At 56.6% G+C, this 26,964-nt stretch carries 25 protein-coding genes; 12 read left to right on the forward strand and 13 right to left on the reverse strand.

The features are described from left to right. Positions 1-362: 362 nt before the first annotated feature. Complete coding sequence (locus tag AKL27_RS10475) at positions 363-1,139, reverse strand: enoyl-CoA hydratase (protein WP_050462771.1); 777 nt, start codon at positions 1,137-1,139, stop codon at positions 363-365. Positions 1,140-1,315: 176 nt separating this feature from the next. Here AKL27_RS10475 and AKL27_RS10480 point away from each other — a divergent pair, with 176 nt between their 5' ends. Continuing rightward, entirely contained in the window at positions 1,316-1,753 is a 438-nt protein-coding gene (locus AKL27_RS10480; RefSeq protein ID WP_050462772.1) for a universal stress protein, read from the forward strand. A gap of 90 nt (positions 1,754-1,843) precedes the next feature. Here the strand turns inward: AKL27_RS10480 and mltA are convergent, their stop codons facing one another. After that, the gene (gene mltA, locus AKL27_RS10485; protein ID WP_050462773.1) at positions 1,844-3,040 is read right to left on the reverse strand and encodes a murein transglycosylase A; all 1,197 of its coding nucleotides are present in this window, start codon (positions 3,038-3,040) and stop codon (positions 1,844-1,846) included. A gap of 161 nt (positions 3,041-3,201) precedes the next feature. Then, a complete protein-coding gene (gene apaG, locus AKL27_RS10490) occupies positions 3,202-3,576 on the reverse strand; it encodes a Co2+/Mg2+ efflux protein ApaG (RefSeq protein ID WP_050462774.1) in 375 nt (124 codons plus the stop codon). A 126-nt stretch (positions 3,577-3,702) separates the two neighbouring features. Here apaG and rpe point away from each other — a divergent pair, with 126 nt between their 5' ends. The 7 genes from rpe (at position 3,703) to trpC (ending at position 9,994) form a co-directional block, all read left to right on the forward strand. Further along, the gene (gene rpe / locus AKL27_RS10495; protein WP_050462775.1) at positions 3,703-4,365 is read left to right on the forward strand and encodes a ribulose-phosphate 3-epimerase; all 663 of its coding nucleotides are present in this window, start codon (positions 3,703-3,705) and stop codon (positions 4,363-4,365) included. 23 nt (positions 4,366-4,388) lie between these two features. Continuing rightward, positions 4,389-5,057, forward strand: a complete 669-nt coding sequence (locus AKL27_RS10500) for a phosphoglycolate phosphatase (RefSeq protein WP_050462776.1) — start codon at positions 4,389-4,391, stop codon at positions 5,055-5,057. A gap of 315 nt (positions 5,058-5,372) precedes the next feature. Continuing rightward, the gene (trpE, locus tag AKL27_RS10505) at positions 5,373-6,869 is read left to right on the forward strand and encodes an anthranilate synthase component I (protein WP_050462777.1); all 1,497 of its coding nucleotides are present in this window, start codon (positions 5,373-5,375) and stop codon (positions 6,867-6,869) included. Continuing rightward, a complete protein-coding gene (locus AKL27_RS10510) occupies positions 6,870-7,445 on the forward strand; it encodes an aminodeoxychorismate/anthranilate synthase component II (protein ID WP_050462778.1) in 576 nt (191 codons plus the stop codon). It begins immediately after the preceding gene. Between the two features lie 38 nt (positions 7,446-7,483). Then, entirely contained in the window at positions 7,484-8,521 is a 1,038-nt protein-coding gene (gene trpD, locus AKL27_RS10515) for an anthranilate phosphoribosyltransferase (RefSeq protein ID WP_050462779.1), read from the forward strand. Between the two features lie 28 nt (positions 8,522-8,549). Beyond that, positions 8,550-9,182 carry a LysE family translocator gene (locus AKL27_RS10520; RefSeq protein WP_050462780.1) on the forward strand — a complete coding sequence of 211 codons (633 nt, stop codon included), beginning with the start codon at positions 8,550-8,552 and terminating at the stop codon, positions 9,180-9,182. Positions 9,183-9,193: 11 nt separating this feature from the next. Further along, the gene (gene trpC, locus AKL27_RS10525) at positions 9,194-9,994 is read left to right on the forward strand and encodes an indole-3-glycerol phosphate synthase TrpC (protein WP_050462781.1); all 801 of its coding nucleotides are present in this window, start codon (positions 9,194-9,196) and stop codon (positions 9,992-9,994) included. A 103-nt stretch (positions 9,995-10,097) separates the two neighbouring features. On the opposite strand, the gene AKL27_RS10530 is transcribed toward trpC, so the two are convergent. Continuing rightward, entirely contained in the window at positions 10,098-10,859 is a 762-nt protein-coding gene (locus AKL27_RS10530; RefSeq protein WP_050462782.1) for a 3-oxoacyl-ACP reductase family protein, read from the reverse strand. 164 nt (positions 10,860-11,023) lie between these two features. Between AKL27_RS10530 and AKL27_RS10535 the strand changes: the two genes are divergently transcribed. Further along, positions 11,024-11,947, forward strand: a complete 924-nt coding sequence (locus AKL27_RS10535) for a LysR family transcriptional regulator (RefSeq protein ID WP_050462783.1) — start codon at positions 11,024-11,026, stop codon at positions 11,945-11,947. A gap of 9 nt (positions 11,948-11,956) precedes the next feature. On the opposite strand, the gene AKL27_RS10540 is transcribed toward AKL27_RS10535, so the two are convergent. From AKL27_RS10540 to AKL27_RS10575, 8 genes are all read right to left on the reverse strand, one after another. Then, positions 11,957-13,396: a DHA2 family efflux MFS transporter permease subunit gene (locus tag AKL27_RS10540; RefSeq protein ID WP_050462784.1), complete on the reverse strand. Its 1,440-nt coding sequence runs from the start codon at positions 13,394-13,396 to the stop codon at positions 11,957-11,959. Positions 13,397-13,510: 114 nt separating this feature from the next. Beyond that, positions 13,511-15,082 (reverse strand): ubiquinone biosynthesis regulatory protein kinase UbiB, encoded by a 1,572-nt coding sequence (gene ubiB, locus AKL27_RS10545; protein ID WP_050462785.1) that lies wholly within the window; start codon positions 15,080-15,082, stop codon positions 13,511-13,513. Beyond that, positions 15,082-15,648 (reverse strand): ubiquinone biosynthesis accessory factor UbiJ, encoded by a 567-nt coding sequence (locus AKL27_RS10550; protein ID WP_050462786.1) that lies wholly within the window; start codon positions 15,646-15,648, stop codon positions 15,082-15,084. The genes ubiB and AKL27_RS10550 overlap by 1 nt, the downstream gene beginning before the upstream one ends. A gap of 158 nt (positions 15,649-15,806) precedes the next feature. Next, a complete protein-coding gene (locus AKL27_RS10555) occupies positions 15,807-16,748 on the reverse strand; it encodes a Tim44 domain-containing protein (protein WP_050462787.1) in 942 nt (313 codons plus the stop codon). A 33-nt stretch (positions 16,749-16,781) separates the two neighbouring features. Then, the gene (ubiE, locus tag AKL27_RS10560) at positions 16,782-17,516 is read right to left on the reverse strand and encodes a bifunctional demethylmenaquinone methyltransferase/2-methoxy-6-polyprenyl-1,4-benzoquinol methylase UbiE (RefSeq protein WP_050462788.1); all 735 of its coding nucleotides are present in this window, start codon (positions 17,514-17,516) and stop codon (positions 16,782-16,784) included. Positions 17,517-17,631: 115 nt separating this feature from the next. Continuing rightward, positions 17,632-18,060, reverse strand: a complete 429-nt coding sequence (locus tag AKL27_RS10565) for a gamma-butyrobetaine hydroxylase-like domain-containing protein (RefSeq protein ID WP_050462789.1) — start codon at positions 18,058-18,060, stop codon at positions 17,632-17,634. Between the two features lie 39 nt (positions 18,061-18,099). Continuing rightward, positions 18,100-18,531: an HIT family protein gene (locus AKL27_RS10570; protein ID WP_050462790.1), complete on the reverse strand. Its 432-nt coding sequence runs from the start codon at positions 18,529-18,531 to the stop codon at positions 18,100-18,102. Positions 18,532-18,533: 2 nt separating this feature from the next. Further along, positions 18,534-22,535, reverse strand: coding sequence for a DUF3683 domain-containing protein (locus AKL27_RS10575; protein ID WP_050462791.1), 4,002 nt, complete (start codon positions 22,533-22,535; stop codon positions 18,534-18,536). A 384-nt stretch (positions 22,536-22,919) separates the two neighbouring features. Here AKL27_RS10575 and AKL27_RS10580 point away from each other — a divergent pair, with 384 nt between their 5' ends. Further along, complete coding sequence (locus AKL27_RS10580) at positions 22,920-23,849, forward strand: ZIP family metal transporter (protein ID WP_157056889.1); 930 nt, start codon at positions 22,920-22,922, stop codon at positions 23,847-23,849. Positions 23,850-23,870: 21 nt separating this feature from the next. Here the strand turns inward: AKL27_RS10580 and AKL27_RS10585 are convergent, their stop codons facing one another. Next, the gene (locus AKL27_RS10585) at positions 23,871-24,362 is read right to left on the reverse strand and encodes a YqaA family protein (RefSeq protein ID WP_050462792.1); all 492 of its coding nucleotides are present in this window, start codon (positions 24,360-24,362) and stop codon (positions 23,871-23,873) included. Between the two features lie 166 nt (positions 24,363-24,528). Here AKL27_RS10585 and ilvA point away from each other — a divergent pair, with 166 nt between their 5' ends. Together ilvA and queF are read left to right on the forward strand one after the other, a co-directional pair. Beyond that, positions 24,529-26,055: a threonine ammonia-lyase, biosynthetic gene (ilvA, locus tag AKL27_RS10590; RefSeq protein ID WP_050462793.1), complete on the forward strand. Its 1,527-nt coding sequence runs from the start codon at positions 24,529-24,531 to the stop codon at positions 26,053-26,055. A gap of 23 nt (positions 26,056-26,078) precedes the next feature. Continuing rightward, the gene (queF, locus tag AKL27_RS10595) at positions 26,079-26,915 is read left to right on the forward strand and encodes an NADPH-dependent 7-cyano-7-deazaguanine reductase QueF (protein ID WP_232310961.1); all 837 of its coding nucleotides are present in this window, start codon (positions 26,079-26,081) and stop codon (positions 26,913-26,915) included. Positions 26,916-26,964: the final 49 nt, after the last annotated feature.

A 26,964-nucleotide genomic window follows, 5' to 3' on the forward strand; every position in this document is an offset into this window, starting at 1 on the left:
TTTGTTTGTCATCAGCAGAGAAGCGAGATTATGTAGTCATTTTCGATTCGCGTCAACTTCTTTTTTAACGCTTTTCTTAAATTTCTTACTGCTAAATCCGCACTTCTGAAACCTTCCCCACCACACTTGCTTCGTCACTCGCTACTGCTTGTTTCGTCGCTGCTTCAGCGGGGAGGCGAACTATAGCAAGACATCCCCTGCACTGCAACACTTTATCGCAAATAATTTACTCTTTTTATACCATCTCCCCGCAAACCCACGTCCAGACTCACTTCCCTCAAATTCAACATCACAAACAAAAAGCCCGTCCCTGGCGGGACGGGCTTTTATCTGGCGGAGATGAACGATCAATCCTGCGACAATCAGCGATTCTTGAAGTTAGGCACCCGCTTTTCGAGGAACGCACTCATGCCTTCCGTCTGATCTTCCGTGGCAAAACAGCTATAGAACACTGCGCGCTCGTATTTGATACCTTCTGACAATGTGGTTTCATAAGCACGATTGACCGATTCCTTGACCAGCAATGCTACCGGCTGCGACATCCCGGCAATGGCATTGGCTGCCGACATGGCCTCATCCAGCAACTTGTCCGCCGGCACAATACGCGATACCAGTCCGGCCCGTTCCGCTTCCTGCGCATCCATCATGCGTGCCGTCAGGCACATGTCCATTGCCTTGGCCTTGGAAATTGCCCGCGGCAAACGTTGCGTACCGCCGGCGCCCGGGACGATGCCGAGCTTGACCTCGGGCTGACCGAACTGCGCATTGTCGGCAGCGATGATGAAATCGCACATCATTGCCAGCTCACAGCCACCGCCCAGCGCATAACCGGCTACCGCTGCGATCACTGGCTTGCGTACCCGGCGAATGGTTTCCCAGTTGCGGCCGATGAACTCGCCCTTGAGGACATCCATATAGTTATAGCCGGCCATGACCGTAATATCAGCGCCCGCAGCGAATGCCTTCTCGCTGCCGGTAATGATGATGCAGGCAATACCTTCGTCGGCATCGAAGCCGAGCAGCGCATCGCCCAGCTCAATCATCAACTGTTCGTTGAGGGCATTGAGCGCTTTCGGGCGATTCAGGCGAATCAAGGCAACCTTGCCTGTGACTTCGGTTATTAGTGTTTCGTAGCTCATGCGGTCTCCTGGTCTGATTACATCTATATAGGTATGGTGCAAAATCGAATCACGCACGATTGTAACGTCATTAAAACTTGTGCGAAATCAAACCCGCGTCAGGAATTCTTACAGCAGATCATGGTCAGGACTATACTGAGTCATACCCCCCTTCACCTCTAACAAAGGAGGACCATATGTTCAAGACTATTCTTGTACCGACGGATGGATCCGATCGTTCGGACAAAGCGATCAACAACGCAATCGACTATGCCCGCCACTGCAACGCCAGAATTATCGGCATCTCGGTGGCCGAGCCGTACCCCTTCTCACCGCTGGCGGAAAGCTCGATGGCAATTGATCCCGGGATCTATGAAGATAATGTGCGCTCACTGGCGGAACAGCATGTCAAGAAAATTGCCGATGCCGCCAGAGAAGCCAACGTCACCTGCGAAACCGTCACGGTCCTGTCATTCGCGCCGGATGAAGAAATCGTCAATGCCGCCAAGAAATTCAACTGCGATGTTATCTTTATGGCATCACATGGCCGCAGCGGATTAAGCCGACTGTTTCTCGGCAGCAAGACGCAAAAGGTATTGGCTCATTCGACAATCCCGGTACTGGTATTGCGCTAAACCGCGCACGGTCTTGAAAGACAGAAGCCTGTCCGTTTTCCAACGGGACAGGCTTCTTTGTTTACCCCTATGTACAGAGCGCGCTGATTTTCAGCGTGGCGCCACGCCCGTTGGCAGCAACACCCACATCAAACCGCGCTGCTTCATGCCGCCGGCCTTGTCGCCGGCTTCATCGCCAAAACCCCAGAAGTAATCTGCCCGCACCGGACCGCGAATCGCGCCACCGGTATCTTGCGCCAGCACCAGTCGTTGCAGCAACACATCGCTGTTGGGCTGCGTGGTTGCCAGAAAGACTGGCGCGCCCAGCGGAATGAATTGCGGGTCGACTGCAATCGAGCGCTGACCGGTCAACGGCACGCCCAATGCACCCTTGGGACCTTTGGACGGATCGAGCAGCTTTTCTTCCTTGAAGAAGATATAGCTCGGGTTCACATTCAGCAATTCTTGCTGGCGCGCCGGATTGGCGGCCACCCATGCCTTGATTCCCTGCGCCGAGGCTTGTGCCAGCGTCATTTCACCTTTGTCCACCAGATAGCGGCCAATCGATTTGTAAGGGTGACCATTCTGATCAGCGTAAGCCAGACGCACCGTTTCATTGCTGTCCGGCATGAAAACCCGTCCCGAGCCCTGCACTTGCAGGAAAAATGCCTCGACCGGATCATCTACCCATACCAACTCCTTGCCACTCAGTGCATGCGACTGCAACAGCTCGGCCCGTGACGGATAAGGCACAACCTTGTTGCCGACCACGCGGCCACGCAGACGCATGTTTTTGAGATCGGGATAGACGCTGGCCAGGTCAATCGTCAGCAAATCTTCCGGCGCGCGATACAGCGGTGTCTGATAGACCCCACCGCGCTTGCGGGCGCCACGCAGCAATGGTTCGTAATAGCCCGTCACCAAACCGTTATCGGAGCCGTCCTGATTCAACACCTTATATGGCGTGAAATAGGTTTCAAAGAAAGCCCGTACCGCATTCTGATCACCGGCATTGACCTGACGCGCGGCGGTACAGACCGATTTCCATTCAGCGCGCTTTACCAACGTCGAACAGGAAGTCATGAATGCCGGCCATGCTTCGCGCACATCGTCGCGCGCCCATCCCGGCAATGCGGAAAAATTGCTGGGTTGCATGGTTTGCGTGGCGCCGGCAGGGGTTGCCGGTTGTGGTTTGGCGACCGGCGTTGTTCCGGGAACCACCGGCGCCGGGCCCGGCGTGGTACACGCGGCGAGGCAAACAACGACGATGGCGGCTAATGCAGGTAAACTGATGCGGGTAAAAGACATTGAGGAAAATTTAAAATGTGGTGGTTAATACTGGAAGCGGCGGGAGCATTCTTTATATTCGTATTCATCGTCTGGTGGACCATGTTCTCCGGCCGGAAGCCTGACCGGCCGGCAGCGCAGAAAAAGCCGCAGCCGACATCCAGGGACAAGGAAACGAATTCTTAATGCAGCGTGCGCGGCAATGACAGGATGAATTCAGGAATTCTTACATCAAACTGCTCTCCATCTTCTGCGACACAAAAATACTCTCCGTGCATGGAGCCCTGCGGTGTCTGCAGGGCCGTGCCACTCGTATACTCAAATTGCTCTCCTGGCTGCAAGAACGGTTGATGACCGACCACGCCGAGTCCGCGCACCTCTTCCGTATGGTTATTCGCATCGGTAATCACCCAATGACGTGAAATCAGCTGGGCAGCCACTTTCCCGCTATTGACGATCGTGATCGCATAAGCGAATACATAATGCGACCGCGACGGATCAGACTGTTCCTCCAGATACTGCGTCTTCACCGTCACCGTTAATTCATACGTTGCCATGCGGATTCCTCGATTTTATGGATTGCGTGAGCCATTCCACACGAAATTAACCGCAAGTGCAAGGCTTGCCCCAAACCGATCGGACTCAAACAGGTAAAATAGCGCATCTTTTTAAGCCATACCGCCATGCCTACCTATCGTATTGCTCCAAGCATCCTGTCTGCCGATTTCGCCCGTCTGGGAGAAGAAGTCCGCAATGTCGTCGCCGCCGGCGCTGATTTCATCCACTTCGACGTCATGGATAACCATTACGTTCCCAACCTGACCATCGGTCCGTTGGTATGCGAAGCAATTCGCCCCCACGTGCAGGTGCCGATTGACGTCCATCTGATGGTGAAACCGGTGGATCGCATCGTTCCCGACTTCGCCAAGGCCGGTGCCAACATCATCAGCTTTCATCCGGAAGGCTCCGAACATATCGACCGCACCTTGCAACTGATCCGCGACAACGGCTGCAAAGCCGGTCTGGTCTTCAATCCGGGGACGCCGCTGCATTACCTGGATCACGTCATGGATAAGCTCGATCTGATTCTGATCATGTCGGTCAATCCGGGCTTCGGCGGTCAGTCCTTCATTCCTGAAGCACTCAACAAGATTGCCGCAGTACGCCGCCGCATCGATGAGAGCGGTCGCGACATCCTGTTGCAGGTTGACGGCGGCATCAAGATCGACAACATCGCGGCGGCGGCCAAGGCTGGTGCCGATACCTTTGTCGCTGGCTCTGCCATCTTCGGCAAACCCGACTACAAAGCCGTGATTGACGCCATGCGCGTACAACTGGCCGCATAAAGACCAACAGAAAGTACGTTCCCATGCTGCACGATATCAAAGCTGCCATCATCGACCTCGACGGCACCATGCTCGACACTGCGCCTGACTTTCATGTCGCGGTCAATCGCATGCGCGCCGATCTGGGTCTGACCCCGCTGGCGATGCAGACCATCGTGGATTTCGTCGGCAAGGGGACCGAAAATCTGATGCGACGCGTGCTGGCAGTCGACTATGACGAGCAGGAAGTGGAACAGCATTTCGCGCAGGCGCTGGAGTCTTACCAGTACCACTATCCGTTGATCAATGGCGATTACTCGACGTTGTACCCGGGCGTCATCGATGGCTTGAACGCCATGAAACAAAAGGGATTGCGACTGGCATGCGTGACCAACAAGCCGCTCGCCTTTGCCTTGCCGCTGCTGGAGAAAAAGGGACTGCGTTCCTATTTCGAGATTGTCTATGGCGGCGATTCGCTGCCACAGAAGAAACCGCATCCGGCGCCACTGCTGCAAGTCTGCAAGGATTTTGATCTGCAACCGGCACGGGTAGTCGCCATCGGGGACTCCTCCAATGACGCGCAAGCAGCGCGGGCAGCGGGTTGCCGGGTATTGAACGTACCGTATGGGTATAACCACGGCGAGCCTATACACGACGTCGATTCCGATGGTATAGTTCAAACCTTGCTGGAAGCAGCAAACCTGATTTCGTAAGCATCGGACTGAGTCACACAGATTTACCTGAAGATTACTTAAACGCCACCACAAATGTTTCTCGACAAAAAAACTACCGTCCAACAATCAGCCGCCCCTGAGGCCTGGCTGTGGCGACGCTGGCAATCCTGGGCTAACTGAACCCGAATGCCTCCGGCTGCTCCGCGCAACCGGAAAGTTTTTTGCAACATCCCCCCTATATTAGTACCCGTAAGCAGTACCCCTGTTTAGATAGCGCTATTGCCCGGAACGGCTTCGTAAAGACGCATCTTGCGGATTTATAAACGTTCTACAATAGCGATCCTGGAGAGATACATGACTGAACTCGAATTCAAATCGCTGGCCGCAGAAGGCTATAACCGCATTCCCCTGATCGCTGAAGCCTTTGCCGATCTGGAGACGCCGCTGACGCTGTATCTCAAGCTGGCACAAACCCAGAATGCGGGGAAAAATACTTTCCTGCTGGAATCAGTCGTCGGTGGCGAACGCTTCGGCCGCTATTCCTTCATCGGCCTGCCGGCGTCTACCAAATTACGCAGCTACGGCAACAAGATCGAAGTTCTGAAAAACGACAAGGTGATCGAAACCGCCGAAGGCAATGCGCTGGAATTCATCTCCGAATACCAGGCCCGATACAAAGTGGCGATTCGTCCGGGCATGCCGCGTTTCTGCGGTGGCCTCGCAGGTTACTTCGGCTACGATGCGGTACGTTATATCGAAAAGCGTCTGGCGCATTCGACCCCAAAAGATGATCTCGGCCTGCCCGACATTCAATTGCTGGTTACCGAAGAACTGGCCGTGATCGACAATCTGTCCGGCAAGTTGTATCTGATCGTGTACGCCGATCCGTCGCAGCCGGAAGCATTCTCGAAAGGCCGTCAGCGCCTCAAGGACTTGCGCGCCATGCTGCGTCGCGCCGCCGATGCGCCGGTCACCAGCGGCTCGGTCCGCACTGAAACAATCCGCGATTTCTCCAAGGAAGCGTATCTGAAGGCAGTCGCCAAAGCCAAGGAATACGTCATGGCCGGCGATCTGATGCAGGTGCAGATCGGTCAGCGCCTGCGCAAATCCTATGTCGATTCGCCGCTGATGCTGTATCGCGCACTGCGCTCGCTCAATCCTTCGCCCTATATGTACTTCTACAATTTCGGCGATATGCAGATTGTCGGCGCGTCACCGGAAATTCTGGTGCGCAATGAAAGCCTCGGCGACGGTCAAAAGAAAATCACCATCCGGCCGCTGGCGGGAACCCGTCCACGCGGCTCGACCCCGGAACGCGATGCTCAACTGGCAACCGAGTTGCTGGCCGATCCCAAGGAAATTGCCGAACACGTCATGCTGATCGATCTGGCGCGCAACGATATCGGCCGCATTGCCGCTACCGGCAGCGTGAAAGTAACCGATCAGATGGTGATCGAAAAATATTCGCACGTGCAACACATCGTTTCCAACGTCGAAGGCATTCTCAAGCCGGGCTTGTCGAATCTGGACGTGCTCAAGGCCACCTTCCCGGCCGGCACGCTGTCGGGCGCACCGAAGGTACGGGCCATGGAAATCATTGATGAACTGGAACCGACCAAGCGCGGTATCTACGGCGGTGCCTGTGGTTATCTGTCGTTTGGCGGCGAAATGGATGTCGCCATTGCGATCCGCACCGGGGTGATCAAGGATGGCACGCTGTATGTGCAAGCCGCTGCCGGCATCGTCGCCGATTCGGTGCCGGAAATGGAATGGGAAGAAACCGAAAACAAGGCACGTGCCGTATTGCGTGCTGCCGAACAAGTACAAGATGGCCTGGATGGAGAAATCTAAATGTTACTGATGATCGATAACTACGACTCCTTCACCTACAATCTGGTGCAGTACTTCGGTGAACTCGGTGAAGACGTGCTGACCATCCGCAATGATGAAATCACGCTCGATGACATCGCCAAGCTCAATCCGGAGCGGATTTGCCTGTCGCCCGGGCCATGCAGCCCGAAAGAAGCCGGTATCTGCGTCGATTTGCTCAAGCAATTTTCCGGCAAGCTGCCGATTCTCGGCGTCTGCCTCGGCCATCAGGCCATCGGCGAAGCGTTCGGCGGCAAGATTGTGCGCGCCAAACAGGTCATGCATGGCAAGACTTCGCGGATTGCCCATACCGGCGTTGGTGTGTTCAAGGATATTCCAAGTCCCTATACCGTGATCCGCTATCACTCACTGGCCATTGAACGGGCGTCCCTGCCGGACTGCCTCGAAGTCACGGCCTGGACTGATGATGGTGAAATCATGGGTGTGCGCCACAAGGAGTTCGATCTGCAAGGAGTGCAATTCCACCCTGAATCGATTCTTTCGGAACACGGCCATGCCCTGCTGAAGAATTTCCTGACTGGTTCGGCCCGCGCCTGAACACCGTCATATCACTGAACCCGGATCGGAATCACATCATGTCTATCACTCCGCAAGAAGCGCTGCTGCGCTGTATCGAGCACCGCGAAATCTTTCACGACGAAATGCTGTCGCTGTTTCGGCAAATCATGCGCGGCGAAATGTCGCCGGTCATGATTGCCGCACTGACACTCGGTTTGCGCGTCAAGAAGGAAAGCATCGGCGAAATCGCCGCCGCCGCACAGGTCATGCGCGAATTCGCCACCAAAGTGCCGATGGCGGAAACCGGCAACCTGCTCGATATCGTCGGCACCGGCGGTGACGGCGCGCATACGTTCAATATTTCCACCGCCTCGATGTTCGTCGCCGCCGCCGCCGGTGCCCGCATTGCCAAGCATGGCGGCCGCAGCGTGTCATCTTCGTCCGGCAGCGCCGACGTTCTGGAAGCACTCGGCGCCGATATCAACCTGCAACCGGAACAGGTCGCGCAATCCATTGCCCAGACCGGTATCGGCTTCATGTTCGCGCCCAATCATCACGCCGCCATGAAACACGCGGCGCCGGTACGCAAGGAACTCGGCGTGCGCACCATTTTCAACATTCTCGGCCCGCTGACCAATCCGGCCGGCGCCCCCAATATCCTGATGGGAGTATTTCATCCGGATCTGGTCGGTATCCAGGTGCGCGTCCTGCAACGCCTCGGCGCGCAGCATGCCATCGTGGTCTGGGGTCGCGACAATCTGGATGAAGTCACACTGGGCGGCGCCACCATGATCGGTGAACTGGTCAATGGCGAAATCCGGGAATATGAAATCCATCCGGAAGATTTCGGCATGAGCATGTTTGCCAGCCGCAATCTGCAAGTGGCCAATGCGGCCGAATCCAAGGAAAAAATCTTTGAAGCCCTGGCGGGCACGCCCGGTCCGGTGCACGACATCGTCGCGCTCAATGCCGGTACGGCGCTGTATGCCGCCGGCGTGGTTGAGTCGATCGAAGCCGGTTTGCAAAAAGCCCGTGCCTGTATTGCTTCCGGTGCCGCCCGCGCCAAGCTGGATCAATTTGTCGAAGTGACCCGGCAACTGGGCGGCAAACTCTGAACGATGACCTGACCAAGCCCTGTACATCATGATTCCATTAAACGATTTGCTGCTGTTTTCACTCGCCGCTCTGGCGCTGGTTCTGACACCCGGCCCCAACATGGTGTATTGCGTATCGCGTTCGATTTGCCAGGGCCGCATGGCCGGCATGATTTCCCTGCTGGGAGTCGTGGCCGGCTTTGTGGTGCACATGCTGGCCGCCGCCTTCGGATTGACGGCCTTGTTCCTGGCGATTCCGCTGGCCTACGATATCGTCAAGTATGCCGGCGCCGCGTATCTGTTGTGGATGGCATGGAACACGCTCAAGCCGGGCGGTTCGTCGCCATTTCAAACCCGCGACCTGCCTCACGACAGCACCCGCACGCTTTTGCGCATGGGGTTTCTCACCAATCTGCTCAATCCCAAGGTGGCCGTGTTTTATATGTCGCTGTTTCCGCAATTCATTCACGCTGAACAAGGCCACGTACTGCTGCAAAGCGTGACGCTCGGCGTGACGCAGATCAGCATCAGCTTTACCGTCAATGCACTGATCATTCTCTCAGCCAGCGCCATCACCGGTTTTTTCTCGAACAACCCGGGATGGCTGCGGGCGCAACGCTATGTGATGGGATTGACGCTGGGCGCACTCGCAGTTCGCGTGGCACTCGACCAGCGTAAATAAGGAAAATTCTCATGTCCGACATTCTCAATAAAATTCTCGACGTCAAGGCCGACGAAGTCAACGCTGCCAAAAAATACCGCGACTTCGCCAGTCTGCGCCGCGATGTCGAAAGCGATACCGAAGCACGCGCGGATTTGCGCCATTTCGAAAACAGCCTGCGCGGGAAGATCGCCAACGGTCTGGCGGGCGTGATCGCCGAAGTCAAAAAGGCATCCCCATCGAAAGGCGTGATCCGTGAAAACTTCAACCCGGCCGAGATCGCGCAAAGTTACGCCAGCAATGGTGCCGCCTGCCTGTCAGTACTGACCGACGTGCAATTCTTTCAGGGTTCGCCGGAATACCTCAGACAGGCGCGTGCCGCCTGCGCCATTCCCGCCTTGCGCAAGGATTTCATGATCGATCCGTATCAGATCTATGAAGCGCGCTCCTGGGGTGCCGATGCGATCCTGCTGATCGTGGCGGCACTTGATCACGGCTTGATGGCCGAACTCGAAGCATGCGCACACGATCTGGGCATGAGTGTATTGGTGGAAGTGCACGACGGCGTCGAACTGGATGCCGCACTGAAATTGAAAACGCCCCTGCTCGGCATCAACAATCGCAATCTGCGCACTTTCGAGACCACACTGGAAACTACACTCAATCTGTTGCCGCGCATCCCATCCGACAAACTGGTGGTGACGGAATCGGCCATCGCCACGGCGGCGGATGTCAAACGCATGCGTGATGCCAATGTCCATGCATTTCTGGTCGGCGAAGCCTTCATGCGTGCACCGGAACCCGGTGTCGAACTGGCGCGCCTGTTTGCGTGATCGCAGTTGCCAATGAAAAACCCCGAAAGTTGATGTCCAACTTTCGGGGTTCAGTTCACTGCAGTTCCGCTTTTTTTACGTCTGTTGCGTCAGTTTGACCGGCTCAGGCCGAGAAACCGCCGTCGATGGTCAGGCTGGCGCCGGTGATATAGCCGGCTTCCGGTCCGGCCAGATAGGCAACGAAACTGGCAATTTCCACATCCTTGCCATAGCGCGGCAAAGCCATCAAGCCCTTGAGCGTTTCAGCAAAATCGCCGCTGGCCGGATTCATGTCGGTGTCGACCGGTCCGGGCTGCACATTATTGACTGTAATGCCACGCGGACCGAGGTCGCGTGCCAGCCCCTTGGTCAAACCGACGATGGCAGATTTGCTCATGGCATACACGGCGCCGCCGGCAAACGGCATGCGGTCGGCATTGGTGCTGCCGATGGTGATCACGCGACCGCCATCGCCCATGAAGCGCACCGCCTCCTGCGTGGCAACGAATACGCTGCGCACATTGACGGCGAGAGTGCGATCCAGATCTTCCAATGTGAATTCCTCGACCGGTCCCATCGCCAGCACGCCGGTGTTATTGACCAGAATATCGAGGCGACCGAAGGTTTCGGCGGCAATCCGGATGGCTTGTTGCAGTGCTGCGGAATCGGCACTGTCGGCTTGAATCGCCAGCGCCCGGCCGCCTTTGGCGTCGACTTCATTGACCAGCGCTTGCGCCTTGTCGGCCGAACTGACATAGGTGAAGGCAACCAGCGCGCCTTCGCGTGCCAGACGTTTGACAATCGCGGCGCCGATGCCGCGTGAGCCACCTTGCACAAAGGCAACTTTATCTTGCAGTGACAGATTGGTATTGAGGTTGGCAGTCATGATACAGCTCCTGAATGACGATAGAGAGTGAATAAGATGGCCTGCGGTTTCGCGGATGGGGATTGGATTCCGTTTGGCTTGAAATGAAGTATGGAGCAGCGATTATGTTTAAACCAGATAGCAATCACTCTGTTCTTTATAAACATAATGTTTAAAATTAGCCTATGGAATCCCTGACCAGCATTGAATGTTTTGTTACTGCCGCCGAATACGGCAGCTTCTCGGCTGCTGCGCGACGACTCGGACTGAGCTCTGCCGCAGTCGGCAAGAATGTCGCCCGGCTGGAATCCAATCTGGGAGTACGCCTGTTTCAGCGCAGCACGCGCAGCTTGCGTCTGACCGAGGCCGGTGAACGATTCCGGCAAGAAGTCAGCAGCGGTTTGTTCAGTATTCAACAGGCAGTCGCCAACCTGGCCAGCGCTGACGGACAACCGTCCGGAGTACTCAAAGTCAGCATGGGAACCGGTTTCGGGCGTGAATACATCGTCCCTTTGCTGGCGGATTTTCTGCAGCGCTATCCGGCCATCTCCCCTGACTGGCATTTCGATAACCGCCCGGTAGATTTGATTACGGAAGGTTTCGATGCCGCCATCGGCGGTGGGATCGATCTGCCGCCCGGCATTGTCGCGCGTGAACTGGCGCCGGCGCACCGCGTGTTGCTGGCGTCACCGGACTATCTGGCGCGGCACCCGCCGATACGCTCGCCGGATGACCTGGAAGTGCATGACGGCATTCTGATCCGCTCACCGCAAACCGGCCGGGTTCGTTCCTGGACCTTGCGCAATCGCGAGGGCGCGCAAACGCCGATCAATCTGAAGGTGAAGATGACCATGAGCGACCCGAATGTGGCGTGTGAAATTGCGCAGATGGGATTGGGTATCACGCTGGCAGCCATGCCGCATGCCGTGGTGTATATCGACAGCGGAGCACTGGTGCGGGTGTTGCCGGATTGGCATGTCGATGGCGGCATGCTGGCGCTCTACTTCGCAGCGGCGCGCCTGTTGCCGGCGAAAACCCGTGTGTTTATCGATTATGTGGTCGAGCACTTTCGCCGCGAACAGCTGGCGCGGCGCTTTTCTGCTTTCTAGTGCCAGCGCTCAGCGGCTCTTGGGGAGCGCGCGCGCACCACCGCCAAGATTATTTCCCGCATCCTTTTCCAGTCGCCGGTATCCCAGCGCCGAGCACAATATCAATATGCCGGCCATGGCAAATGCCCAATGGAAGTCGGTCACCGAGAAGTGCGCGCCGGTATCGTCCGTGCCACCGCTGAAGTAAGACGCCACCCGCAAAGCCAGAGCGCCGAATGCGATGCCCATGCCGATGGTCATTTGCTGCGCCACGCTCCACAACGTGCTGGCGGCGCTTTTCTGCTCTTCGGTGACATCTGCATAGGCCAGTGTTGCCAGCGTGGAAAACTGCATTGAGCGCGACAATCCGTAGATGAAAATCGTCAGCAACACCACCACCAGCGGCGTGTCCGGGGTTAACAATCCGCACGCCAGTACGAATACGCCGGCCAGCACCGCATTGTTGAGCGATACGCGACGAAAGCCGAAACGCCGCAAGACGCGCGTGGTAAACATTTTCATCCCGAGATTGCCGAGCGCGCTGGCCAGCAGCAACATGCCGGAATGGAACGCCGACAAGCCGAAGCCGATCTGGAACAACAGCGGCAACAGATACGGCACGGCTTCGATGCCGATACGGGTGAAGGAACCGGTGACGATGGTGACATTGAAGGTCGGTATCTTCAGCGTCGAGTAGTCGAGCAAGGGATGGGCGCTGCGTATGCCATGGCGATAGGAAAACAGGCCGAGCACGATGCCGGCCACGATGAACAGTATCGATACCGTCAGATTGGTTTCGGTATGGCTGGCCAGCTCAGTGCCGTACAACAATGACGTCAGCGCCGTGCCGCTCAGGAAAAAACCCACCAGATCCAGCGGCCGGCGTTGCGTGCCGCGCTCATTCGGTACGATGCTCAGGACCGCAATCAACGCTGCGATGCCGAATGGCACATTGATCAGAAAAATCCAGTGCCAGGAAAAATAGGTAGTGATGAAGCCACCCAGCGCAGGCCCGACCACCGGCGCCGCAATCGCCGGCCAGGTAATGGTCGAAATCGCCTGCATCAGCTTGTCTTTGCTGGTATTGCGCACCACGATCAGGCGCCCCACCGGCACCATCAGCGCACCACCCATGCCTTGCAGGATACGCGCCGCAGTAAATTCAAATACGCTGCCGGAAATGCCGCACAGCACCGATGCCAGCGTAAAGATCACGATTGCCGTACCGAACACGGTGCGCGATCCAAGCCGGTCCGCGACCCAGCCGCTGATCGGGATGAATACCGCCAGCGTCAGCATGTATGCCGTCATGCCCAGACTCAGTTCATTGGGTCCGACGTGAAAGGTTTGCGCCATCTGCGGCAATGCCGTCGCGATGATGGTGGTATCCAGGTACTCCATGAAAAACGTGGCGGCGACGATATACGGCAGCCAGTGCAACCGTGACTTGGCATTGACAGCTGCCGTCATGACGACCTCTCAGAAGGAAAGCGGGCCCGGGGCACGCGCAAAAGATCGCATGAGTATACAAAAAATGCCGGATGCGGGTGCGGCCGGATGCAATATCCGGCGGCACCCGATCCATCAGAAGAAATGGATGAAGCGCATGAACAACTGCAAGACGATAATGCCGCCGATCAGGCCGCCGCCAAAGTAGACGATCACACCAAGCAGCATATTGGTACGCCGCTGTTCGGCCACCAGTTTTTTCATCAGATCGGTATTCTGGTTTTGCCGGGATTCGGTCGCCATGGTCAGCGCCTGATGCGCCAACCGCGGCAACTGTGGCAACAACCGGCTGTAGCGTGGGACTTCCACTTTCAATTGTTCAACAAAACCGCGCCATCCGATCTGTTCGCTCATCCAGCGTTCCAGATAAGGTTTGGCGGTTTTCCACAAATCGAGTTCGGGGTCGAGCTGGCGGCCGAGTCCTTCCACGTTGAGCAAGGTCTTTTGCAGCAATACCAGTTGCGGCTGCACTTCGACATTGAAGCGACGCGAAGTCTGGAACAGGCGCAACAAGACCTGGCCGAACGAAATATCTTTCAGCGGACGATCGAAAATCGGTTCGCAACAAGCGCGTACTGCAGCTTCGAGTTCATCGACACGGGTTTCCTTTGGTGCCCATCCGGATTCGATATGCGCTTCCGCGACGCGTTTGTAATCGCGCTGAAAAAACGCCAGGAAATTCTGCGACAGGTAATCCTTGTCGAAATCATTGAGGGTGCCGACGATACCGAAATCGAGTGCGATATAACGACCGAAAGTGGCCGGATCAACCGAGACCAAAATATTGCCGGGATGCATGTCGGCGTGAAAGAAACCGTCACGGAATACCTGTGTAAAGAAAATCTCGACCCCGTCACGCGACAGTTTTTTGAGATCGACCCCTTCCGCCAGCAAGCGCTCGGTTTGTGAAATCGGAATGCCGCGCATGCGCTCCATCACGATCACCGATGAGGAGCAGTAATCCCAGTGCATTTCCGGCACGATCAGCAAATCGGAGCCGGCAAAGTTGCGCCGCAACTGGCTGCCGTTGGCGGCCTCGCGCATCAGGTCCAGTTCATCGTGCAGATATTTGTCGAACTCGCCGACCACCTCTTTGGCTTTGAGACGACGACCGTCGGCCCACAAGGTTTCCAGCCAGTCGGCCGCAATATGCATCAGGCCGATGTCGTTATCGATGGTGCTGCGCATGCCCGGTCGCAGAACTTTGACCGCCACTTCGGCGCCATTCTTGAGTGTCGCGAAATGCACCTGCGCAATCGAAGCCGAGGCTACCGGCACCCGTTCAAAATTGTTGAACAGTTCATCCGGATGGGCACCGAGCGATTTTTCGATCTGCGCGATTGCCAATGCCGAATCGAATGGCGGCACCCGATCCTGCAAGCGCGCCAGTTCATTGGCGATATCGAGCGGCAACAAGTCGCGCCGGGTCGACAGCACCTGACCGAACTTGACGAAAATCGGCCCCAGATCTTCCAGTGCCTTGCGCAGACGTTCGCCGCGCGGCGCCGACAGATCGCGCCAGAAAAATACCGCATTGGCAAATCTGGCGATACGGGGCGTATCGAAACCGGAAATGACGATTTCATCCAGACCGTACCGGATCGCCACACGCAAAATCTTGAATAATCGTAAAGAACGCAACAACATCAGCGCTTCTCCAGTTTCTCGATGCGCTTGCCAAGGCGTTCGATATCATCACGCAACTTGATCACATCAGCCGAAAAATCGGTAACGGCATGAGGACGTATCAACATCGGTTGCTCTTCCAAAAAGTATTCGGCGACATTTTCTGCCAGTTTTCTGTGGGTCGTCTGTGCCACGTCGATTGCCGAGCGCGCTCCTGCGACGACGCGAGTGGCGGCGATATCGCCGACTACCTTGCTGAGGTCATCCTCGGCATCCCAGCGCAATGACCGGGTCAGTTGCGAAACCGCATTGGCGAAATCAGCATCGCCTTCAATCTTGACGTAAGAAACTGCGCGTTCACGGTTGGCCGCAATCAGCGGCAAGTCGCTCAGTTTGATGCGAATGGTGACATTGGGCGTGGCCCCGGCATCCACTGTTTCGACCATGCCATCAGCCATTACCCGCAGGCGCAACTGAAACAGGCCGGTGTCGATACACGCCAATTTGCCGCCGTGCTCGGCCAACTGGCGTTGTGCCGCAGGTTCTTGCGCAAGTAAATGATTGATGACGGCAGCAGCAGGACGCATGAAGAAAACACTCAAGGGTTAATAAGAAAACAGCGAGGACTACCGCAGGAAAAACAGCGGCAAGACAGATACCGGGCCGGAAACTGGTATAAAACGAAACCGCCCGGCAATCTTGCGGGCGGTCTCAAGTTTAACAGTTTGCTGCAGCCTGCGGCACTTCAGGCGACCTGCTGAATGCCTGCCAGTACCCAGCCACCGTTGCCGCTCTGTGGTTTGGACAGATTCCAGAGTTCCGCAAATGGCTCGGCCGAGGCGTCCGGTGCTTCCTTGATCAGGCCAGTGAACTTGAGAGTGGCCAGATAATCGTCACCAACGGTATCAATGCCAAGCAGTTCGCCATCGATCTGGACCACATCGGTCTGATTCGGTGCCGGGCCGCGTTCTTGCAATTGCAAGCGCAGTTCGGCGAACATTTCCGGCGTCGTGAATTCACGGATATCGTTGATATTGCCCTTGTCCCAGGCGTCCTGCAGACGAATGAAGTAAGCCTTGCCGTTGCGCACGAAGCCGGGCACATCAAAATCGGCAGGAATGCCCCATGGCGCCGCCTTGGCGGCACCTGCGCCGGCGCCGAAGTTGTCGGTCTGCAGCGAAAACGGTGTCTGGGCGCCGGTCGGCTCAATGCGCGAGCCGATTTCAGGCGTGTATGCCGCACCATAGCCCGGCTGGCTGCCGGCAGCGTATGCCGGTTGATTGTCATTGTTGCCATTCTTGCGGCTGAACATGCGAATCACGAACATGACCGCGAATGCCAGCACCGCAATCATCAGCAATGAACCGATCATGCTGCCGAAAGCACCGCCGAGACCGAAGTGGGACAGCAATGCGCCCATGCCGAGACCAAGCAACGCGCCGCCGAGGATACCCTTCCACGGACTGGCCGGTTTTGGCGGCACCGCGCCCGGTGCAGCGGCCGGTGCGGCAGGACGTGCCGGTGAGATATTGCCCGGTGCCGCTGGCTGCGAAGGCATTTGCCGCGAATAGCTTGGCGATTGCTTGCCGAATGAACCGCCGCCGCCCAGACGCTTGGCCTGTGCCGATGACATGCCAACTGCCGCGGCAGTCAGTATCAACATCAAAACGATCAATAGCTTTTTCATGCGAACTCCCACACAAGTTGTTCAGGCTGCAATTTACAGCTTGATCCCGGTATGCAATGCCGCCACACCGGCTGTCAGATTGAAATACTGGACCCGCTCCAGACCGGCGTCCTGCATCATTTGCTTCAAGGTTTCCTGATCCGGATGCATGCGGATCGATTCAGCCAGATAGCGGTAGCTTTCTGCATCACCGGCAATTTTCTGACCCAGCCATGGCAGCACCGAGAACGAATACACGTCATACGGTTTCTTGAGCGGCTCCCATACCTTGGAGAATTCCAGTACCAGCAATTTCCCGCCCGGCTTCAGCACCCGGCGCATTTCGGACAAGGCGACATCCTTGTGCGTCATGTTGCGCAAGCCAAACGCGACCGATACGCGGTCAAAGTAATTATCGGGAAATGGCAACTTCTCGGCGTCACACAGCAAGGTGGGGGTCGGAATACCTTTATTCAATAAGCGATCGCGCCCGACCCGCAACATCGATTCATTGATATCGGTCAGCCAGACTTCGCCGTTTGGTCCGGCCTGACGTGCAAATTCCTTCGACAGATCGCCGGTGCCACCGGCGATATCCAGCACTTTGAAGCCGGGACGCACGGCCGCCTGCGCAATCGTGAAAATCTTCCACGCCCGATGCAGGCCAGCCGACATCAGGTCGTTCATCACATCGTACTTGGAAGCGACGGAGTGAAAGACTTCAGCGACTTTATGAACTTTGTCTTCTTCTGAAACGGTCTGATAACCGAAGTGAGTGGTATTGGTCATGGTGGCAAAGCGCGTTTATTGAATCGACATTATACAAGTGGGGGCAAGTGCGTCTCGCGCTGCCCCGCAAGGCCGGCTGTCGACAGACCGGCGGCGGCCTGACTCCAGGCAGAATTCAGTGCGAATGTCCGCAGGCGTGCCCGGTAGCAGCGGCCGGAGTAGTTTGCGGATCGCGCCCGCTGTCGCCGGCAAATCCGGCTGCATGCAGCTTCTGCAGATAGGTTTCCCACATTGCAGCCTGATCTTGTCCGAGCTGATACAAATAGTCCCAGGTATAAATACCGCTGGCATGACCATCCGAGAATATCGGTTTGATGCCGTAGTTGCCGACCGGTTCGACGCCGACAATTTCCACTTCGCGCTTGCCGACCTGCAAGGTTTCCTGACCCGGGCCATGGCCGCGTACTTCTGCCGACGGCGAATACACGCGCAGCAATTCAAACGACAACGAAAACATCGCACCATCGTCGAATTCGACTTCCATCACCCTGGACTGTTTGCGTACTTTGAACGAGACCGGAACAGGTGCATTGGCAGAGCTCATGGCTTGCGCTTTCTATAAGACTATAAGACGTGAAGCAGATTAATCGAGCAGCGCAATATGGCGCACGATCGCCGCCGTCAATTCCGGCAAGCGGGCGCGCCGCGCCGCCAGCGTCCCGGCCGCTGCCTCGCGGCGGGCTTCTGCCCAGACCGGACTCGGAAAATGCGCATCATTCGTATAACGCGGGATGACATGCCAGTGCAGATGCGGCGTCATGTTGCCCAGCGTCGCCAGATTGATTTTTTCCGGCTGCATGACTTCGCGCACCGCAGCTTCCACGGCCCAGACGACATTACTCAATGCAGTCCGGTCAGCGGCCGGCAAGTCACTCATCTCTTTGACATGCGCATTCCAGATGACCCGGCAAAATCCCGGGTAAGCCGCATCGTCTACCAGCACCACACGATAGTGCGGGCTGCGGTAGACGATCTCACCGCCATCACTGTCACACAGTTCGCAAGGTGCTGTCATGGCTACACCAGAATCCGTTCGATGCCGCCGTTGTTGGCGCGGGCGACATAATCAGGCAACCAGTTTTCACCGAGCAGATGCTTGGCCATTTCGACCACGATGTAGTCGGCAACGGTGCCGGAGTCTTCGTTATAACGCGACAAACCCTGATAGCAGGACGGGCACGAGGTCAGAATCTTGACTTCGCCTTCGAAGCCGTCAGCCCGTACCTTGTCCGCGCCCTTGCGCATTTCTTCTTCCTTGCGGAAGCGCACCTGCGTCGAGACATCCGGACGGGAAACACCGAAGGTGCCGGACTCGCCACAGCAGCGGTCATTCTTTTCGATCTTTTGCGCATCGGCCGTGGTGATCAGTGCATTCACCGTTTTCATCGGATCTTGCAGTTTCATCGGGCTATGGCATGGATCGTGATACATGTAGCGGGTGCCGGTAACGCCTTCGAGTCGCACGCCCTTTTCCAGCAGGTATTCGTGGATGTCGATGATGCGGCAACCCGGGAATATCTTGTCGAACTGGTAGCCCTGCAACTGATCGTAGCAAGTACCGCACGACACGATCACGGTCTTGATATCCAGATAATTGAGGGTATTCGCCATGCGATGGAACAGCACGCGGTTATCCGTAATGATCTTTTCCGCCTTGTCGAAATCGCCCGAGCCGCGTTGCGGATAGCCGCAGCACAGATAGCCCGGTGGCAATACGGTCTGCACGCCGACATTCCACAGCATGGCCTGCGTTGCCAGACCAACCTGCGAGAACAGACGTTCCGAACCGCAACCGGGGAAATAAAACACGGCTTCGGTATCGGCCGTGGTGGTCTTCGGATCGCGGATGATCGGCACGATCTTGTCATCCTCAATATCGAGCAAGGCACGTGCTGTTTTTTTCGGCAGGTTGCCAGGCATCTTCTTGTTGATGAAGTGGATCACCTGTTCCTTGATCGGCGCTTTGCCAACCGTCGCCGCCGGCTTTTGCGTCTGCTTTTTGGCAAACTTCTTCAATACGTCATGCCCCAGACGCTGCGCCTTGAAGCCCCAATCGGTCATCACTTTGCGCGTGGCATTGATGGTGGCCGGATCGGTGGCATTGAGGAAGAACATCGCCGCCGTGGTGCCGGGATTGAAGGACTTCTTGCCCATCTTGCGCAACAGGTTGCGCATGTTCATGGAGACATCGCCGAAGTCGATATCGACCGGGCACGGTGTCACGCACTTGTGGCAAACCGTGCAATGGTCGGCCACATCTTCAAATTCTTCCCAGTGCTTGATCGACACGCCGCGGCGCGTCTGCTCTTCATACAGGAAGGCTTCGACCAGCAACGATGTCGCCAAAATCTTGTTACGTGGCGAGTAAAGCAGATTGGCGCGCGGCACATGAGTGGCGCAAACCGGTTTGCATTTGCCGCAACGCAGACAATCCTTGACGCTGTTGGCAATGGCGCCGATATCGCTTTGCTGCATGATCAGCGATTCATGCCCCATCAGACCGAACGATGGCGTATAGGCATTGCGCAGATCGGCTTCCATGCCCGGCAGGTTCAGCAACTTGCCTTTATTGAAGCGTCCTTCCGGGTCGATCCGCAACTTGTAGTCGCGGAAGTCGCCGATTTCTTCTTCCGTCAGGAATTCCAGTTTGGTGATGCCGATGCCATGCTCGCCGGAGATCACGCCATCCAGCGAACGTGCCAGCTTCATGATGCGCGCTACTGCTTCGTGCGCATCTTGCAGCATTTCATAGTGATCGGAATTGACCGGCAAATTGGTATGCACGTTGCCGTCGCCGGCATGCATGTGCAACGCCACGAAGACGCGGCCGCGCAGGATTTTCTTGTGAATCGCGCTGCACTCTTCCAGGATCAGCTTGAAGGCGGCACCGCTGAAAATCTGGCGCAGTTGCGCCCGCACTTCCTGTTTCCAGGAAACCCGCACGGTGCGATCCTGCACCACGTCGAATACGGTGGCTTCGGGTTGCGCCTGCAAACGCTGTTCAAATACCAGCTCCAGCTTGTCCAGTCCGAGTGCCTGCAATTCGCTGCTGGCCGCGCGCAGCGGTTTATCCAGATTGCCGAGCAGATAGGTCCAGCGTGCCTGCGTGCGCGCAATCAGTTCTTGTGCCTGATGCACGCGGTCCTCCAGCATTTCCGCGGCCGGAATTTCTTCGCCTTCACCATCGTCGCTTTTACCGAGCGGCAGATTGCCGGCGGCGAAGAAGCTATCGAGCTCGCCGAGCAACTGCAACTTGTTCTTGACCGACAATTCGATATTGATGCGTTCGATGCCGTCGGTGTACTCGCCCATGCGGTTGAGCGGAATCACGACGTCTTCGTTGATCTTGAAGGCGTTGGTATGTTTGGCAATGGCGGCAGTGCGCGAACGATCCAGCCAGAATTTCTTGCGTGCTTCCGGGCTGACCGCGATGAAGCCTTCGCCGACGCGGTTGTTGGCCATGCGGATCACTTCCGAAGCCGCCTGCGCTACCGCGTTTTCATCATCGCCGACGATATCGCCGAACAACGCCATCTTCGGCAACACGCCGCGCTTGGATTTGGTGGCATAGCCGACGGCACGCAAATAGCGCTCGTCCAGATGTTCCAGACCGGCCAGAATCGCGCCGCCCTTGCGGGTCTCGGCATCAAGGTAATCCTTGATTTCGACAATCGACGGAATCGCATCGCGCGCCTGACCGAAAAACTCCAGGCAGACGGTACGCGTGTGCTTGGGCATCTTGTGCAAAATCCAGGTCGCCGATGTGATCAGACCATCGCAACCTTCTTTTTGCACGCCCGGCAATCCGGACAGGAATTTGTCGGTAACGTCCTTGCCCAAACCCTCTTTGCGGAAAGTACGGCCGGCAATTTCAAGAATCTCGGTCTTGAACGGCGCGTTCTTTTGTCCCTTGGGAGCCGGATGCGTCCACTGCAACTGGAAGCGGGCCAGCGCCACATCATGAATCTTTCCGAGGTTGTGATCGAGACGCGTGACATCCAGCCAGTCGCCGTTCGGATCCACCATGCGCCAGCTGGCGAGGTTATCCAGTGCGGTTCCCCACAACACGGCCTTTTTGCCGCCGGCATTCATGGCGACGTTGCCGCCGACGCATGACGCCTCTGCCGAGGTCGGATCGACCGCGAACACAAAGCCGGCTTTTTCGGCCGCATCGGAAACCCGCTTGGTGACCACGCCGGCGCCCGAATAAATCGTCGCATACGGTTTGTCCAGACCGGGCAAGACAGTCATCTCGACCGCGCCCAGCTGTTCCAGCTTTTCGGTATTGATCACTGCCGACATCGGTGTCAGCGGAATCGCACCGCCGGTATAACCGGTGCCGCCGCCGCGCGGGATGATGGTCAGTCCCAGTTCGATACAGGCTTTGACCAGACCGGCCATCTCTTCTTCGCTGTCCGGCGTCAGCACCACGAACGGATATTCCACCCGCCAGTCGGTCGCGTCAGTGACATGCGACACCCGGGACAGGCCGTCGAACTTGATATTGTCTTTGGCGGTATGACGGCCAAGCACCTTGTTGGCACGCTTGCGCAAGTCATATATTTGCCTGAATTCTTCGCCGAAATCGGCAATCGCCTTTTTCGCCGCGCGCAGCAATGCTTCCACGTTGGTGCTGCGCCGCACGGCATCAGCGTCACCGGCTTCTGCCAGATCGGTCACGATACGCCGCTTGTCCACTTCACCCAGACGATGATTGAGCGCATCAATCAATGCCGCCCGGCGTTTGGGGTTGTCCAGCATATCGTCCTGCAGATACGGATTGCGCCGCACCACCCAGATATCCCCCAACACTTCATACAGCATGCGTGCCGAACGTCCGGTCTGCCGCTTGCCGCGCAATTCATCGAGCAAATGCCAGGCATCTTCGCCCAACAGGCGAATCACGATTTCACGGTCGGAAAACGAGGTGTAGTTGTAGGGAATTTCGCGCAAGCGCGTGGGAACAGCACCGTGTGGTGCGTCAGTAAGCAATGCCTGAATTTTTGCGGGGGCGTTCATTAATATGGAAGAAAATCTGCTGCCGGATGTGCATTTTATCTTATTGCTGATTCCCGCGAGGTAATGCCCTTACTTTTAGAGGCCCCATCAGAAATGATTCTTGTTTATGGAGAAATAAGAAGCAGATTGCCGACATTTCAACGAACAAGATAGGCAAAAGCAATTGAATCAATAAAAACAATCAAATTAACAGAATCGATAATTAAAAACTATAATCAATCAAAATTCAAAGCCAGTCCCCCTACCTTTTGCGGAGCGTGCTATGTTTCAACAACTGATTATCGATTTTCTAGAGAATCTAGCCATCACCCTGGCCGACTATGCGGAATGCAAGGCATGAAGACTTCTCTGTCTTCTACCCATCCACTGACCAGGATGCCTGCCATGATCCCCACATTGAACCAAGATATACCGATTCCATCGACTGCCGCCAAGCGCCCGTGGTTGCAACTGCGTTTCCGTCAGATTGCCATGCTGGCGGTTGCCGCAGTGTTTCTGCTGGCAAAGCTGGCTGATGCCGCCTCCGGCTTCTTCGTCGCCTATCCGCATGTGAAGCAGGCGTTGATTGCCTCTTCTGCTGCGGCAGGCCTGACTGCGCTGGGTGCGCTGGGGGTTCTGTTCACGCGCCGCATTTCCTTGCGCATGCAGGACATACTGCTCGGCTACGGCGGCGGCGTGATGCTGGCGGCCAGCGTGTTTTCACTGATCTTGCCGGCCATGCAACAGGCGCAGGCGCTCGGCTACGAAAAAACCGCAGCGGTCTTGCTGACGGCTACCGGCATCATGCTTGGCGGTTTGTTTGTGCTGGCGATCAATCATCTGGTGCCGCATGAACACTTCATCGCCCCCAATGCCGCCATTTCATCGGCCCGCAGCAGCCGGATCTGGATGTTCGTGCTGGCAGTGACGATTCACAATTTCCCGGAAGGCCTGGCCATCGGCGTCGGCTTTGGCGGCGATGACTTCGGCAAGGCCGTCGCCCTGGCTACCGGCATCGGCATTCAAGATATCCCGGAAGGTCTGGTTGTCGCATTGGCCTTGCGCACGCTGGGCTACTCGCCGCTCAAAGCGGCCGGTGCCGGCATTCTGTCCGGACTGGTGGAACCGATTGGCGGCGTGCTGGGCGCGCTGGCAACCGGCATCTCGGCCACGGCCCTGCCATGGACTCTGGCTGGCGCAGGCGGCGCAATGTTATTTGTGATCAGCCATGAAGTGATCCCCGAATCGCACCGTCAAGGCCACGAAACGCAAGCCACACTGGGCTTATTGGCAGGTTTCGTGACGATGATGCTGCTCGATGTCTTGCTCGGATGACGCGCTGACAGGCGACCGCGTTTACGCCAGCCAGTCAGCCACCGAACGCCAGAAACCGTCCGGCACATTCAGCAGCAGCCAGGTCATCAGGATATAGCGCAGGAATTTGCCGACCGCCATATAAAACACCGATGGCCAGAATGGCAAACGCAACCAGCCGGCCAGTGTACAAATCGGATCACCGATCCCGGGCAGCCAGCCGAGCAGCATGGTTTTGGCACCGAACCGCTCCAGCCAGCCAAACCATTTGCTGCTGCGCTCCTTGGCAAACGCCTGCTTGGCGCCATATCCCATCCAGTAATCCACCACCCCACCCAGAGTGTTGCCGACCGTAGCCACCAGAATGACTGACCAGTACATGGCCGGATTGGCCTTGATCACGGCGAACACAGCGGGTTCCGAACCGAGCGGCAGCAGCGTGGCAGAAACGAAACTGATGATGAAGACGGAAGTCAGTCCGACGGTCGGTACGGCGAGTACATTCAACATCCATAAAACGGCGGATTCAATCATGCGTAGAGGGGAAAAGGTTAGAGAAAAACGACAAGCCCGGGGCGGTTTGCGCAATCGGACAGCGCCCGGCTTTGAGCGTCCATTATAATGACCAGTTCCTCGCAAGCGTCGCAATATTGCGGATTCGCGCCAAGGCGCGCTTGACAGACTCTGCCTAGACTGGACCATGACTACCGATTATCTGCAAAAAATTCTGACCGCCCGGGTCTACGACGTCGCCATAGAAACACCTTTGGAGCTCGCCAACACTCTCTCGGAGCGGATGGAAAACCGCATTTATTTCAAGCGGGAAGACATGCAAAGCGTCTTCAGCTTCAAGCTGCGCGGCGCTTACAACAAAATGGCGCATCTGACGCCGGCCCAACTGAAGCGCGGCGTGATTTGTGCGTCGGCCGGCAATCATGCCCAGGGCGTGGCGCTGTCCGCCGCCAAACTCGGCTGTCGCGCCGTGATCGTGATGCCCACCACGACGCCGACCGTCAAGATTGAGGCAGTAAAGGCGCGCGGTGGTGAAGTCGTGTTGCACGGCGACTCCTTCACAGATGCCTACAATCACGCACTGACGCTCGAAAAGAAGCTGAAGCTGACCTTTGTCCACCCGTTCGATGATCCGTATGTGATTGCCGGACAAGGCACCGTCGGCATGGAAATTCTGCGTCAGCATGCCGATCCGATCCATGCGATTTTTGTCGCCATCGGCGGCGGCGGTCTGATCTCGGGGATTGCCGCTTACGTCAAGGCCGTGCGTCCGGACATCAAGATCATCGGTGTGCAGACTGCTGATTCCGATGCCATGGCCCGCAGCCTGAAGGCCGGCCGTCGCATCACCTTGCCGGATGTCGGTCTGTTCTCGGACGGCACTGCCGTCAAACTGGTCGGCGAAGAAACCTTCCGCATGGCCAAGTTGTATGTGGATGACATCATCATTGTTGATACCGATGCCGTCTGTACCGCGATCAAGGATATTTTCCAGGACACCCGCAGCATTGTGGAACCGGCCGGCGCGCTCGCCGTCGCCGGCGCCAAGGCGTATATCGAACGCGCCAAGAACAGCAAGAAACCGATCAAGAATGAAGCGCTGATCACGATTGCCTGCGGCGCCAACATGAACTTCGACCGTCTGCGCTTCGTCGCCGAGATGGCAGATGTCGGCCAGTCGCGTGAAGCGGTTTTTGCCGTCACCATTCCGGAAGAACACGGCAGCTTCAAACGTTTTTGTGAAACCGTCGGTCCGCGCAACGTTACCGAATTCAACTACCGCATCAGCGATGAAAAATCGGCGCACATTTTCGTTGGCATTCAGACCGATAGTCAGGACGAGTCGGCCAAAATCGCCCGCAATTTCGAAAAGCAGGGATTTGCCACGCTGGATCTGACGCACGACGAACTGGCCAAGGTTCACATTCGCCATCTGGTCGGCGGCAAGAGCCTGCTGGCGCAAAACGAATTGCTGTACCGGTTTGAATTCCCGGAACGTCCGGGTGCACTGATGCGCTTCCTGAACGCGATGAATCCGAACTGGAATATCAGCCTGTTCCATTACCGCAATCAAGGCAGCGACGTCGGCCGCATTCTGGTCGGCTTGCAAGTGCCGAAAAAAGAAATGAAAACCTTCCGCCTGTTCCTCAGCAATCTGGGATACCGGCACTGGGATGAAAGCAAAAATCCCTTGTACAAACTGTTCCTCGGCTAATGCCGATATCACGATCGTTCATCATGCACGCCAATTCGCCTGACACCTCGCCACTGGGAAAGGCATCCGAATACCCGGATGCCTACAACCCGTCCCTGCTGTTCCCGATCCCGCGCCAGGCCAAGCGCGACGAACTGGGACTGCATGGCACGCTGCCGTTTTTCGGCGTCGATCTCTGGAACGCCTACGAGGTATCGTGGCTCAATCAGCGCGGCAAACCGTGCATCGCGATTGCCACATTCCTGGTGCCGGCCGACTCCGCTTTCATCATTGAATCGAAGTCATTCAAGCTGTACCTGAACTCCTTCAACCAGGCCCGGCTCGACGATGCGCAGGCACTCAGCGCCATCCTGCAAAAGGATTTGTCTGCCGCAGCAGGAGCACCGGTACAGGTAACCCTGACCGAAGCTGGCAATTTTCAGCAATTGAAAATGGGCGAACTGAGTGGATTGCTGCTCGACCGGCTTGATATCGAAGTTGTCGACCGTCACCCCGATCCTGATCTGCTCAAGGCGCGGCATGACGAAGCAGCGGTTGAAGAAACACTGGTATCGCATTTGCTGAAATCAAATTGTCCGGTGACCGGCCAACCCGATTGGGGCAGCGTGCAAATTCGCTACGTCGGCGCACCGATTGAGCAAGAAGCATTATTGAAGTATCTGATCGGATTCCGCGAACACAACGAATTTCACGAGCAATGCGTGGAACGCATTTTTGTGGATATCCTGCGCCAGTGCAAACCGCAAAAGCTGGCCGTGTATGCGCGCTACACGCGACGCGGCGGACTCGACATCAATCCCTGGCGCAGTAACTTCTCGAGTGGCAGCCTGCCATCCAATTTGCGTAACGCCCGCCAGTAACTCCGGCGGCGCAAGCGTACTAAGAATCACTCCGTAAAATTTGTTGGCG

It is taken from the genome of Herbaspirillum autotrophicum, assembly GCF_001189915.1.
GTDB classification, from domain to species: domain Bacteria; phylum Pseudomonadota; class Gammaproteobacteria; order Burkholderiales; family Burkholderiaceae_D; genus Herbaspirillum; species Herbaspirillum autotrophicum.

Excerpts from the sequence above, each read along its gene's own strand:
- AKL27_RS10475 (WP_050462771.1), bottom strand. The coding sequence starts at position 1,139 with ATGAGCTACGAAACACTAATAACCGAAGTCACAGGCAAGGTTGCCTTG.
- AKL27_RS10480 (WP_050462772.1), top strand. The coding sequence starts at position 1,316 with ATGTTCAAGACTATTCTTGTACCGACGGATGGATCCGATCGTTCGGAC.
- mltA (WP_050462773.1), bottom strand. The coding sequence starts at position 3,040 with ATGTCTTTTACCCGCATCAGTTTACCTGCATTAGCCGCCATCGTCGTT.
- apaG (WP_050462774.1), bottom strand. The coding sequence starts at position 3,576 with ATGGCAACGTATGAATTAACGGTGACGGTGAAGACGCAGTATCTGGAG.
- rpe (WP_050462775.1), top strand. The coding sequence starts at position 3,703 with ATGCCTACCTATCGTATTGCTCCAAGCATCCTGTCTGCCGATTTCGCC.
- AKL27_RS10500 (WP_050462776.1), top strand. The coding sequence starts at position 4,389 with ATGCTGCACGATATCAAAGCTGCCATCATCGACCTCGACGGCACCATG.
- trpE (WP_050462777.1), top strand. The coding sequence starts at position 5,373 with ATGACTGAACTCGAATTCAAATCGCTGGCCGCAGAAGGCTATAACCGC.
- AKL27_RS10510 (WP_050462778.1), top strand. The coding sequence starts at position 6,870 with ATGTTACTGATGATCGATAACTACGACTCCTTCACCTACAATCTGGTG.
- trpD (WP_050462779.1), top strand. The coding sequence starts at position 7,484 with ATGTCTATCACTCCGCAAGAAGCGCTGCTGCGCTGTATCGAGCACCGC.
- AKL27_RS10520 (WP_050462780.1), top strand. The coding sequence starts at position 8,550 with ATGATTCCATTAAACGATTTGCTGCTGTTTTCACTCGCCGCTCTGGCG.
- trpC (WP_050462781.1), top strand. The coding sequence starts at position 9,194 with ATGTCCGACATTCTCAATAAAATTCTCGACGTCAAGGCCGACGAAGTC.
- AKL27_RS10530 (WP_050462782.1), bottom strand. The coding sequence starts at position 10,859 with ATGACTGCCAACCTCAATACCAATCTGTCACTGCAAGATAAAGTTGCC.
- AKL27_RS10535 (WP_050462783.1), top strand. The coding sequence starts at position 11,024 with ATGGAATCCCTGACCAGCATTGAATGTTTTGTTACTGCCGCCGAATAC.
- AKL27_RS10540 (WP_050462784.1), bottom strand. The coding sequence starts at position 13,396 with ATGACGGCAGCTGTCAATGCCAAGTCACGGTTGCACTGGCTGCCGTAT.
- ubiB (WP_050462785.1), bottom strand. The coding sequence starts at position 15,082 with ATGTTGTTGCGTTCTTTACGATTATTCAAGATTTTGCGTGTGGCGATC.
- AKL27_RS10550 (WP_050462786.1), bottom strand. The coding sequence starts at position 15,648 with ATGCGTCCTGCTGCTGCCGTCATCAATCATTTACTTGCGCAAGAACCT.
- AKL27_RS10555 (WP_050462787.1), bottom strand. The coding sequence starts at position 16,748 with ATGAAAAAGCTATTGATCGTTTTGATGTTGATACTGACTGCCGCGGCA.
- ubiE (WP_050462788.1), bottom strand. The coding sequence starts at position 17,516 with ATGACCAATACCACTCACTTCGGTTATCAGACCGTTTCAGAAGAAGAC.
- AKL27_RS10565 (WP_050462789.1), bottom strand. The coding sequence starts at position 18,060 with ATGAGCTCTGCCAATGCACCTGTTCCGGTCTCGTTCAAAGTACGCAAA.
- AKL27_RS10570 (WP_050462790.1), bottom strand. The coding sequence starts at position 18,531 with ATGACAGCACCTTGCGAACTGTGTGACAGTGATGGCGGTGAGATCGTC.
- AKL27_RS10575 (WP_050462791.1), bottom strand. The coding sequence starts at position 22,535 with ATGAACGCCCCCGCAAAAATTCAGGCATTGCTTACTGACGCACCACAC.
- AKL27_RS10580 (WP_157056889.1), top strand. The coding sequence starts at position 22,920 with ATGATCCCCACATTGAACCAAGATATACCGATTCCATCGACTGCCGCC.
- AKL27_RS10585 (WP_050462792.1), bottom strand. The coding sequence starts at position 24,362 with ATGATTGAATCCGCCGTTTTATGGATGTTGAATGTACTCGCCGTACCG.
- ilvA (WP_050462793.1), top strand. The coding sequence starts at position 24,529 with ATGACTACCGATTATCTGCAAAAAATTCTGACCGCCCGGGTCTACGAC.
- queF (WP_232310961.1), top strand. The coding sequence starts at position 26,079 with ATGCACGCCAATTCGCCTGACACCTCGCCACTGGGAAAGGCATCCGAA.